Genomic DNA, 10,910 nt, shown 5'->3' with positions numbered 1-10,910 from the left:
TGTTTGAATCGGCCCAATGATTTAGCAAAGCTTTTACAACTCAACGCCATATACGTAGTTTTACGCTTTTTGCTCCAAAATGGAGCACAGGGTAAGCAGCCATACTTAGTAAGACTTCAGAACCGAATTAGCCTTGCTTACGATCCTTCTTGCTGAGCTTTCTTTGAGAGCTCCTAGACCAGCTAGTCGCAACACCTCGTTGGCTTCATACACTCCATCGAGTATGGCCGTACAGGCTGAGAATATCGAAGCTCCATCCCTGTCCAAGGCGAAGCATGCTGATTTGATTTCTGATAACCTTCGCAGTACCGACAGATCTTCGTGGGCGGATAGGCGAAGTCCGCTTTCCAACCTGTCTATATGCAAATTCAGCTGTCTACCTTGACGTTTGCGAGACCATGCGAAGGACCCTTTACCTGATCCCCAAACCCTTGCCTGGTCCGACCATTCGAGCACTCTTTGAATGTCTCTTGTTAAAGTCTCTGGCAATTTATTTGGGTCCGCAACGGGTAAACCGGATCCATAGAAAAACAGGAATGCTCCAAAAAGGTATTCGGGTAAAGAGGCAGTAGGAACAAAGCTCTCATCGAGAGTAGCGAAATGATCGTGAGGTGAAGTGGATGACAGCGGTAAGCGATCACCAGAGTCTGGCAGCATAACCACACTCTCGAATTCAGAGCATGCTTTTTCCAGACGTCTCAACTCGGCGTGAGAAAAAGCGCGAGACGCAGAGGAAATTCCAACAATCAATACGTCTCCAGATTTTAAAGACGGATAGAAATACCAAGCTACATACTCCATTCCAAGATGCTGGTAAACCTCCCGGTACAAAGCTGAATTTCGGTACATGCCATCCGGCATGACGATGGCTTTGCCAAATCCAGATTCCTCAAAGAACCGCTGATTCACCTCCATACCGATCAAGGCGCTGAGCTTCGGCGAAAAGTGCTCCATGGCCTTCTGGATTTCCTCGCTTATGGGCCAAACGATCGCGTTTTTCAATCGCCCGGAAGCATCGCATAAGTTGATAGCAGAAAAGCTCGCACCCGTCAGAACATTCAAGCCCGATAGAAACGCAAGCTGGCGGGCCGGAGGTGCCTCTTGGGCTTCTATTTCAACTCTTAGCTTTTGCAGAGACCTCTGTAAGTTCATGGGATTCCTTGGTTCTGTTTAAATGCCTAAACCAATTTCATACAAAATAGCCCTAGCCCTGCTTATGAGACGTTTGGCCGACGCTTCTTTTAGATTCACTAGAGAGGCTGATCTAAGCACATCTTCATACGAGCGTTTACCGTCGAGCATAGCTAGGCAACAACGGTAGATCGCATAGGAGTCTCGCTTGAGAGATTGGCAATGCTCACTCAGAGTTTGCACACCTTTGAGAGCTAGCGAATCCTCAACACAAGTGAGAAGATAATGCCCCTGTTTAGTCTGCTCTAGGAGTATATTTAGCCGACGTCCTTCTCTGACCTTAGAAAATGAATACAGACTTTTGTCGCCTGGGACCACGCTGGATCTGCCGGCTTCAAGTCCTTGCCTGAGCTGAGCTAGGAGCTCGGGAGGAAGTTTTCGATCCGGCAACCAGGTTCGCAAATCGCCAAAGAAAAATGCGAAAAGCCCCATAAGATAATCAGTCAAGGCCTCCGGCTGGAGTGAAGCATCCAGAGGAATCCGCCAATCGCCAGCTAGCGGCAAACCCAATACGGAGCCCATACTGGGCAGATCCATCACTATCAGCGACTCGAAGCGATTGCACATCCTCTCAAGATTTATCGCTGCAGATCGCGTAAACGGAGCGTTCGACGATGAGATACCAACGGCCACGAAATTCCCACCTCTGGATGGAAATCTAAAAGTACCCAAATGGTGCATACCCATGGGGCGATAGACTTCGCTGTAAATGAGCGAATTCTTGATTCGTTCGTCATCCACGATTGCCGCCTTTCGCTCTGGGCAAAATCGCAGGACCTCGCCAATCGGACTGCTCCAAAGCAAAGCGCCTAGAACTGGGTTTAGCAGTTGCATTTGCTTTGCCCGATCTTCGGTAATTGGCCAGGCGACCCCGCCCACTACACGAAGCTGTTCATCCATCAAATTGAATGCTGAAAAGTCCGACCCACAAAGAGGCAACATCTGCTGCAACAGATAAATCTGCTTCCCTTGAGGACTGACGATTCCCTCCAACTCCCTCTCCATCCTATCGAGTTGGCGCGCAATTGACATAAGGTACTTACCTTATGTGCGGAATGCTACCTAGTGAAAGGTTTTAATTACAAAAAGGTAATTTAATTAGGTACCGCGGAGAAATTAGCGAATCACATCAGCTTAAAAACTATCGGGCCTTAGTTGACTGACCTAAACTTACCGCGATACACGCCTGTTTCACCGAGAACGAATTTGGAAAGCTCAACTTCAACTTCGATTGCGGCGAATAGCGATCAAGATTGTCGTACTTTTTTGTACTATATTAATTCACTATTTCTTTATCTTCCTGATCTTCTGCTTCTTAACCTTATATTTCTGACAGCTTCGATTCCGGCCCACGCCTCCAATCTTAAACGCCCTCGCCAGAGGGCTTTTTTTATGCCCACATGGTACGCTATCTTACACCGCATTCAAAGATGGCGGATGCAGACTTTTTCCGACCTGTCGAGCCAAGCCCCTTTAATTTGGCTCCTACCCCCCACCCCACGAGCCCCATGAAAATCCGTATTCCTATTTCTATTCTAGCCCTTGTACCGAGCCTTTTCTTGGCACTTGAGTGAACGCCCCTCCCGAAGAACGTTGTCGATCCTTTGCAACGGGAAGGTTTAAGCCTGAACGGTAAATGGGCCTACATCGTCGACCCTTACGACAATGGTTTCTTCGACTATCGCCTACGGGCATTCGATAGGATGGACCCTGTCGCGGGAGGCTATGCCCAAGACCGAAAGTGGACGGAGGAAAACGCGTCGGAACTCATCGAGTATTCTTTCGTGGATGCGCATTCCCTGAACGTCCCTGCAGACTGGAACAGCCAAAAGCCGGAGCTCTTCTATTACGAAGGAACGGTCTGGTACCAGAAAACGTTTGAAGCCCCAACAGACCGTGCTGGTAAACGCTTTTTACTGCATTTTGGAGGGGCTAACTACGAAACCGATGTCTACCTCAATAGCCGTAAACTTGGCCGCCACATAGGCGGTTTCACACCCTTTCAATTCGATGTCACCAATCGACTGCACGAAGGCTCCAATACCTTAGTCATTCGCGTCAACAACAAGCGCCTGAAAGAAGGCGTCCCCACCGTGAACACAGACTGGTGGAATTACGGCGGAATTACCCGCGAAGTTCGTCTGCTGGAACTCCCCGAAACCTACATCGCTGACTATTCGATCCAACTGGCGTCCAGCACATCCGACGATCTCGAATTCAGCATCGATTTGGACGGCTCTCAACCCCAGCAGGAAGTTAGCGTTTCCATTCCTGAGCTGAACATCGAAACGGTTCTGCAGACTGATCAAGACGGATTCGCCACTGCCCGTTTCAGCCCTTCAAATCTAGAACGCTGGACACCAGACAAACCTCGCCTCTACAGCGTCGGGCTGAAAGTAGGCTCCGAGCACCTGAAGCCACGTATTGGGTTTCGTTCAATCGAAACGCGAGGCCGTGAGATCCTCCTCAACGGCCAGCCTATTTTCCTGCGTGGCATTTGTATACACGAGGAGAACCCACTCCGCGGCGGACGGGCTGCGATCGAGGAAGATGCCCGCCTATTACTAGCTTGGGCTAAAGAGCTGGGCTGCAATTTCGCCAGACTAGCCCATTACCCGCACAATGAGCATATGGCACGACTCGCGGACGAAATGGGCATTCTGCTCTGGGAGGAAATCCCAGTCTACTGGACCATCGACTGGGAAAACGCCGACACGCTTGCTAACGCCCGCCAGCAACTTACCGAGCTAATCGAGCGAGATAAAAACCGAGCCAGCGTCATAGTCTGGTCGGTAGCAAATGAAACGCCACCATCCGAACAACGTACTCGCTTCCTAAGGACCTTAGTCGATCAAGCTAGGGAGCTTGATGACACTCGCCTGATTTCCGCCGCACTCGAAGTCCACGGCGACCCCCAATACCCGGGTTATACTGTGATGAATGACCCTTTCGGCGCATTCACCGACATAGTCAGCTTTAACCAATACCAAGGTTGGTACGGGCCTGCCACTCCTGATCAGCTCACCGACGTAAAATGGAAGATCCTATCCGAAAAGCCTGTTTTCATAAGCGAATTCGGAGGCGGGGCGCTTTCAGGCTTCCATGGTCCAAAGACCACACGTTTCACGGAGGAATACCAAGCTTGGCTCTACGAAGAGACGCTGCCGATGTTGGAACGGATCGAAGGCCTAAGCGGAATGAGTCCATGGATACTCGTCGACTTCCGCTCCCCTCGCCGCGCCCTGCACGGCATACAGGACGGCTGGAATCGGAAAGGGCTAATCGGGGACCAGGGAGCCCAGAAACAAGCCTTCGATGTAGTGAAAAGATATTACGAGAAAAAGAGCGAAGAGTACGAAAATCGGTAGAAGCTGCAGCCTCGCCATTTATAGTATCAAAATTAAACTGCCCCACCTGCATTTTCCACCGCTACCATAAATCCTATGAGTAAAATCGAAACTCTGTAGTCAGCAAGTTAGCCGTCCTATGCAACTTTACCTCGATCATATCGCAATTCTCACCGACTCGGTAGAAGTTACCGCGGATTCGCTTCCGAGCTCTTTGACGCGATTTCCAATAGAGAGCTTTGAATCAGAAGGCACTAGAGAACAATACATTGAGCTCTCTGATCGCATGGGGACCAAGCTACTTTTGATCGAAGCGACAGGAGTCGGACCTTATTCTAGGACCATGGCCAAACGAGGCCCTGGTCTACATCACTTCGGCTACATTACTGATGAATTGGATGAAGCGGTTAAATACTTCGCTCGGTGGGGTATGCTCCTTCATCCGATTTCGATGGAGACAATGAAACGTCAAACGGTTTGGATGTGCAGGCCTGAAGTCCCCTTCTTAATCGAGCTGAGCCATTCAGAAACCAAAGAGAAGCCAATGCCAGATGCGCAGATTTCGATAGGTATTGCAGGAAGTTTCAGTGATATAATCTGGTTACCCGGAATGCGTCTGACCGGTACAAATCAAAGCGAAGTTTCGCTGAGATACCTAAACTCCGCCTTCAGCTTAGCCAACACCCTACCCTCAAAACGTTATAAGGTTATAGAAGATCACAAAGCTTCCTTTTCTGAATTTCCCCAGGTAAAGAAAGGCGAGAAGGTTATCTTCAAGGAGATTGACCCAAACAACTCGGCCTGGTTCTCAGGTACCGCACAGGACGGCACCAAGGGCTATTTTCCCAGAGACTGGTTTTACCGAGAAACCACCAGTCAGTTCGCTTTTGCCCTCCTAGATTACGACGCTAGAGAACTTAACGCTTCAACCGGAGAGATTGTGAACCAAATCTTGGAATACGGGGATTGGCTACTCTGCTCGAATCAGAGCGGCGAGGGTTGGATTCCAAAAAAGAATATTGAGCAGGCCGGTCGGTAGTTATACTTCCAGACGATCACTCCCCCACAAAATGAAAAGTAAAGTTCGTAAGAATAAGCCCTCGGAGTTAAACTTGGGAATTTGCATCGCAATCGGCACGGGTGTAGGCGTCGCGATTGGTACAGCACTCGGCATCATAGCTGTCGGTATCGCTATCGGCGCCTCAATTGGTGTCGCTGTCGGAACTATTTTTCACAACAGGCAAAGCGACTGAACCCCTAGTTTGCGACTGACACATTTCCTTGGGCTAGAAGATACGCCTTAGGCTGAGGTAAATATTATCGTTTCCTCCGAACTGGCCGAAAAAGCTGCTATAGTCACCCCCAAAAAGGTTGGCTCCCACATCCCAACGCCACTCGTCACTCGCATTCCAGCTTGCGGAAAGCCTCGCGTAGTGATCATTCTGGGACGGGCTGTAAAACGCAAATCCGCTCAAAGTCAGCGTCTGCTGCCATAGTCGTTTAGTGAGTCGCACCGTAACAAGATCGCGATCCCTATCTGCAATCGCAGAGCTAGCTGCATAATCTCTGGTACGCTCCACATAATATTGGACACTACCAGTCAGTTCGTTGCCGATCTCTTGCTCATACCCAAGCAAAAACCGAAATTCGTCATTGCGCACAAAGGGATCCGACCCGGTCGGATCCTCCGCGCTATCATAGAAGCCAAACTCGGAGCTGACCAAGCCTTTGCCGAGAGGTCCACGCACAGAAGCTCCAAACACGTTGAGTTCCGGAAAAATGGATTCTCCAGTCATGTAATCCATCCCCGCTGGGCTCTTCCAGTATCCGTTGTATCCATACGCAGCCAATTCGTAGCGTCCCAACATGCGTTGTGCGCGCAAATGCAGTTCATCGGCGCTAAAGGCATCGCCAGGAGACTGCACCGCGAATGGAGACGACTCTTCGGTCAATCCTCCCGACATTGTATCCCAATACGCGAGCCGGTCTCCGTCTATGTAGCGATCCGACTCGAAGCGTGGAGAGTAGAGTAATTCTACATTGGCAATATCGTTGTAAAACGCGAGACGCACGGAGTCTTGCGGGGCCTTGAGATACTCCACATCTCGCCCTAGGAAAAAGGAATTCCAGTCCTTAGGGAAAAGGTCATTGATGAAGACGAGATCCCCCACTCCCCAGGTAGCCACCTGCCTTCCGAGCTTTACATCCACAGAGTCAAGCGGACTGAAAGATAAGTTCAGAGAACGGACATCTAATACGCCTCGGCCAGTTTCCCAATCGTATCCATGATCGCTGACGGCTCCATCGGCCAGCAGGTCAAAAGAAACATCGAGTAGTGCCGCACCAAGGGCTTTTTCGGTGCGAATCTGAACACGCGCTTCAGCTAGGCTTTCCTCAGAGTAGCCAGTTGCGCCACCCGCTCGATAGCCTAAGCGAACCTCGGCAAAACCATTCAATTCACTCAGCCAAGAGATCTGCTCCTCCTCTTCACCAAACCCTTTGGATTCGCTACCGCCAAGTCCAGATGGAAGAGACGGCAAACCACTCGGCAGACCGCCCAGACCTCCTGGAAGCGGAGGCGGGTCTCCTGCCAAAGCAAAGTGTGCAGCAGCAAAGGACGAGATTGCAAAAAGAGTGCGGATCACGGCTTTCATCTAAACGATAAGCTAACGAAGCTGACGACGAGGAGGATTACGTAAGCTTCTCTCTTCGAACAAACTCTCCTCCAGATCGATATCATATTCCACGCCTTTATTAATTATTGTAGTGTACCCTCCAATACGCGTGTCGGTCATGCGACCCGCCACTACCGTGTAATAACCATCGACTTCTTTAACGTCCAGGGCTTCATAAACTCTGTACGCTTCACCATCTTCTCCCAGGTACTCCGTCTTAACTGCCAAGAAAGTGGCCTTGTGCACCCAAGACTTGTAGGAGGCAAATTCCGCGGTCGACTTGTCTTTGGGAGTAGACTCAAGCACGTAATAATCGGCTGTTTCTTCAACAAGCTTATGCTCGTCCATAGCAGGGTCACGTCCCGAAACGTCCTCATAGAAGTAATGCGAGCCCACGAAACTAGTACGGTCATCCGAAGCAGCGATTCTTTTAACAAGGTCCAAAGCGGGCAAGTATAACCAGCGCTCGTCATCCGCGCCTGGATTTTTCCAAACGAGGAACGTGGTTCCTTTCACGTCGCTGGGACGCTCGAAGTAGACAAAGAACTTTTGTTTACCGGTGTCTCCATCATCGTTGCGACGGAGTATAGTAAGCTCTCTCTGGCGTTCGCGTCCTTGAGCATCGGTTATCGTCATGCTCAATTTCGCTTTTCCATCCTTACCTTGATAGTAAGCAGCCCGACTGGCCTTTTCGACAATCTCGTCCACTTCGATCGCATTCACCGAACTGGCCAAGAGTGAAGCGACCAAGCCTATCCATGCAAATTTTACTAATTTCATACTGAGTGTTCCTGTAATTAATTTTTAACGACATTCTTGGATTTTCCGATCCAAGGGATGACACTAATCAAGGCTGGCAAAAGAATCAATGTAGTCAATCCAGCCAAGATAAGAATTGAAGAGATGAGGATGCCGACCGTCTGATACGGTACTAATGGAGCAAGCAGCAAGGGTGAGAAACCCAAACCGATTACGATGATATTTCGGGTAATAGCGCGAGCCGGATCTCCAAACGCTTCCGCCATAGCATCGCTCCAGTTTCCGTGCTTGTGGAAGGATTCCCGAGATCTCGCGATAAAGTGAATCGCGTAATCGACCGCCAACCCAAGGCTCAATGAAGATAGCACTGCTACAGGCATGTCGTAGGCTTTTCCAATCCAGCCGATGATTCCATACATGACCGCGATTGTAAGGGCCAAAGGCACCATTGAGAGGACGCCCCACCAGAAGGAACGGAAAAGCAGTATCATCAGGATCAATACAGTGACAAAGCTGCCCAAGAAAGCGTTCATCATACCGGCTACCATTTGTTCCTGCCAAATGACGTTGATGTAAGTCAGGCCGAACCATTCAGCCTTGACCTCGCTTCCAAATTCGGACTCCGACAAGTACTTGTCCACGTTCGTTACGAGGTGGCTCATGTCGCGATTATCGCCGCTGCTCAATTGTATCCACAAAACGACCTTACGATAATCAGGGGTGACAAAATGCCAAAGATCTTGAGGGCGATGGCTGCTCTCGTAGGTCATCAAACTTTGGGCGACTCCACTTGCCGTATCTTGGATGCGGTAACGCTCTGGGTCTCCCTCAAATAGTTCGCGATGCAAAGTTTTAGCCACCTCTGGCAAACCAACAACCTTCCCTACGTGATCCTGCTTCAAAATGAAGGCTTCCATAGTTTCCAACTCTCGTAGGGCTGCAGGGTTCTTGAAGTACGCGCCCGCCGCCCAGGCATCCTCCATGGAGATCACGACTTTGTCCCAAGCATCCCACAGTGCATCGGACTCAGCATTATCTTGCGAATCGACAACCCAATCCTGCAGAGCGAGAAAAGCCTTTTCGTCAAACGAGCCGTAATCGATTGCTGATAGTTTATCGGCAAGTTCCTGCCTGCTCTCGGCTGGCAAATCCGTTGCGGCAGCTTCAATCGGAGCGCCAAAACTCTTTGCGTCCAAAGCGGGTGCCTCAAAAGCGAGGTAAGCCATGTAGGTGCCCGCCAAACGTTCGTTCATGACTTCGTCCGCGACTCGGATCTCGTGCTTCGCTTCAAACCATTTGACCGGGTTATCATTGATTACGATTTTCGAGATACCGAATGCTGAAAAGACGATCAAACCAACGGCGGCCAACAGTATAAGCTTTGCCCGGCCAAACGCGATGCGGCCGCTAGCTCTAAGCATAGACGACATCCAACCTTCTTCGTTATCCGCCTTGGCTTCGCTCGAGCCAAATCCTTCCAGAGATCCGGACGGCAAGAGCATGATGTAGGCAGGCATCAAAAGCACTGTAAAAAACCAAGCGAGGAAAGTGCCTACCGCTACGAAAATACCAAAAGTCTGAACCGGCGGAATGGGAGTAAGAGCCAGCGAAGCAAAACCAACGCTAGTGGTGATGGAGGTGAAGAGCATTGGGCTCCACAATTCAGCCATTACCTCGCGAATGGTCCGTTTCCGGTCATGGTGGATTGGATACTTGTCAAAGAAATCCGATAAAATGTGAACCGCATCCAAAACTGCGATCGGCATAATGAAGATCGGAATCATGGAGCTCATGATGTGGATCGTGTTGCCTGTCGCGACCAAGAGGCCCATGGAAATGATGACCGCCAGCATGGCCACGATCATGGGCGAAACGATCAGCTTCAAGTTTCTGAAAAACAGCCACATCAAAACGAAAATCAAGGCCATGGCAGCAGGGGCAGATATCGCCATCTGCACAAACATCTCCTTGCCAAATTGATCCTGAGCAACAGGCAAACCTGCGATATAGTAGCTGTCCTCTCCATCAAACTCAGCGATGACCTTCTTTAGCTCGGTAGCGACCTTGTAGGATGCTCCCTTTTCAGTGAGGGGAAAATAAAGAGCCAAAGCCTTTTGATCCTCTGAAACCATAGAACCATCGTACATGGGAAGATTCGCGGCAGCCTTCGCGATGGCTAACGCATCCGCATCCGTCGTAGGAGGCTCGGGCATCATCCAACGAAAACTGACCGACCCAAGCCCAGCTTGCTCAATGGTATCCACGGTCGAGGGAGCAATAATATCAGCCCGTATAACGCCAATATGGCCGTCCCCCTTTTCCCAATACATGTTCTCCCCCGCAGAGACTAGCGTGTCTACGTCTTTGAGGGTTCTCGGATTGAAGACACCATTCTCTTCCTGGTCGGCGGTCACTCCCACTACGAGCATGTCCTTGAGACCAAACTCCTCCTTCAAGCGGTTGTGCGTCACACGTGCCGGCTCATCGGCTGGCAGCATGTTTTCCGGATCCGTGTCCACTTGGACCGCGTTTAACCCAAAACTGCGTTCAGGATATACCGAAGGCCAGACAACCAAAGCCAACATGATGGCGGCTAGACCGATCGATACAGCGAAGACGCTCTTCGGACGCTTTATTGCAAAATCAAGAACCAGGTGCTTCATCGGATCCGGACAGAGTGTGTTTTATTTAAAGGCGGGCCCGGGCTTTTTGCCGAGTTTTTTGAGGATGATGGCCAGCGGGCAGAAACCTGTGAAGGCAGCCTGCGCCATGTTCAAACCCACAAAAGCAGGAAGGATGAACCAATATTGGTTGACCCAAATTCCAAGTGAAACGCCGGTGAGGACCATAAGCCCCGCAAATGCCAGTACGATACGATCAATGTTCATGGCCTTGTTTTAAGTTAGTATTTTCTAATTTAGCAAGTTCTAATTTTAAT

9 protein-coding genes are annotated in these 10,910 nt (G+C 50.1%); 3 read left to right on the top strand and 6 right to left on the bottom strand.

What is annotated here, in order from left to right; translation table 11 throughout:
- Positions 1-105: 105 nt before the first annotated feature.
- Both H5P27_RS06100 and H5P27_RS06095 read right to left on the bottom strand, forming a co-directional pair.
- A complete protein-coding gene (locus H5P27_RS06100; RefSeq protein WP_185659480.1) occupies positions 106-1,152 on the bottom strand; it encodes a hypothetical protein in 1,047 nt (348 codons plus the stop codon).
- Positions 1,153-1,170: 18 nt separating this feature from the next.
- Positions 1,171-2,223, bottom strand: coding sequence for a hypothetical protein (locus H5P27_RS06095; protein ID WP_185659479.1), 1,053 nt, complete (start codon positions 2,221-2,223; stop codon positions 1,171-1,173).
- A gap of 572 nt (positions 2,224-2,795) precedes the next feature.
- On the opposite strand from H5P27_RS06095, the gene H5P27_RS06090 reads away from it, so the two are divergent.
- The 3 genes from H5P27_RS06090 to H5P27_RS06080 all read left to right on the top strand — a co-directional run bounded on the left by H5P27_RS06090 (position 2,796) and on the right by H5P27_RS06080 (position 5,791).
- Positions 2,796-4,559, top strand: coding sequence for a glycoside hydrolase family 2 TIM barrel-domain containing protein (locus tag H5P27_RS06090; protein WP_221774622.1), 1,764 nt, complete (start codon positions 2,796-2,798; stop codon positions 4,557-4,559).
- Between the two features lie 118 nt (positions 4,560-4,677).
- The gene (locus H5P27_RS06085; RefSeq protein ID WP_185659478.1) at positions 4,678-5,577 is read left to right on the top strand and encodes a hypothetical protein; all 900 of its coding nucleotides are present in this window, start codon (positions 4,678-4,680) and stop codon (positions 5,575-5,577) included.
- Positions 5,578-5,608: 31 nt separating this feature from the next.
- Positions 5,609-5,791, top strand: coding sequence for a hypothetical protein (locus tag H5P27_RS06080; RefSeq protein WP_185659643.1), 183 nt, complete (start codon positions 5,609-5,611; stop codon positions 5,789-5,791).
- A 33-nt stretch (positions 5,792-5,824) separates the two neighbouring features.
- Here H5P27_RS06080 and H5P27_RS06075 read toward each other — a convergent pair whose 3' ends face one another.
- From H5P27_RS06075 to H5P27_RS06060, 4 genes are read right to left on the bottom strand one after another with little or no spacing between them, the layout of a single operon-like run.
- A complete protein-coding gene (locus H5P27_RS06075) occupies positions 5,825-7,192 on the bottom strand; it encodes a hypothetical protein (RefSeq protein ID WP_185659477.1) in 1,368 nt (455 codons plus the stop codon).
- A 12-nt stretch (positions 7,193-7,204) separates the two neighbouring features.
- Entirely contained in the window at positions 7,205-7,993 is a 789-nt protein-coding gene (locus H5P27_RS06070; RefSeq protein ID WP_185659476.1) for an outer membrane lipoprotein-sorting protein, read from the bottom strand.
- A gap of 17 nt (positions 7,994-8,010) precedes the next feature.
- Positions 8,011-10,635 (bottom strand): efflux RND transporter permease subunit, encoded by a 2,625-nt coding sequence (locus tag H5P27_RS06065; RefSeq protein WP_185659475.1) that lies wholly within the window; start codon positions 10,633-10,635, stop codon positions 8,011-8,013.
- A 21-nt stretch (positions 10,636-10,656) separates the two neighbouring features.
- Positions 10,657-10,860 carry a YgaP family membrane protein gene (locus tag H5P27_RS06060; RefSeq protein WP_185659474.1) on the bottom strand — a complete coding sequence of 68 codons (204 nt, stop codon included), beginning with the start codon at positions 10,858-10,860 and terminating at the stop codon, positions 10,657-10,659.
- Positions 10,861-10,910 lie beyond the last annotated feature (50 nt).

Source organism: Pelagicoccus albus (assembly GCF_014230145.1).
Lineage (GTDB): Bacteria > Verrucomicrobiota > Verrucomicrobiia > Opitutales > Opitutaceae > Pelagicoccus > Pelagicoccus albus.
The sequence above is the reverse complement of the archived record's forward strand: the minus strand, read 5'-3'. Positions and strand labels throughout refer to the sequence as shown.

Excerpts from the sequence above, each read along its gene's own strand:
- H5P27_RS06100 (WP_185659480.1), bottom strand. The coding sequence starts at position 1,152 with ATGAACTTACAGAGGTCTCTGCAAAAGCTAAGAGTTGAAATAGAAGCC.
- H5P27_RS06095 (WP_185659479.1), bottom strand. The coding sequence starts at position 2,223 with ATGTCAATTGCGCGCCAACTCGATAGGATGGAGAGGGAGTTGGAGGGA.
- H5P27_RS06065 (WP_185659475.1), bottom strand. The coding sequence starts at position 10,635 with ATGAAGCACCTGGTTCTTGATTTTGCAATAAAGCGTCCGAAGAGCGTC.
- H5P27_RS06070 (WP_185659476.1), bottom strand. The coding sequence starts at position 7,993 with ATGAAATTAGTAAAATTTGCATGGATAGGCTTGGTCGCTTCACTCTTG.
- H5P27_RS06085 (WP_185659478.1), top strand. The coding sequence starts at position 4,678 with ATGCAACTTTACCTCGATCATATCGCAATTCTCACCGACTCGGTAGAA.
- H5P27_RS06060 (WP_185659474.1), bottom strand. The coding sequence starts at position 10,860 with ATGAACATTGATCGTATCGTACTGGCATTTGCGGGGCTTATGGTCCTC.
- H5P27_RS06075 (WP_185659477.1), bottom strand. The coding sequence starts at position 7,192 with ATGAAAGCCGTGATCCGCACTCTTTTTGCAATCTCGTCCTTTGCTGCT.
- H5P27_RS06080 (WP_185659643.1), top strand. The coding sequence starts at position 5,609 with ATGAAAAGTAAAGTTCGTAAGAATAAGCCCTCGGAGTTAAACTTGGGA.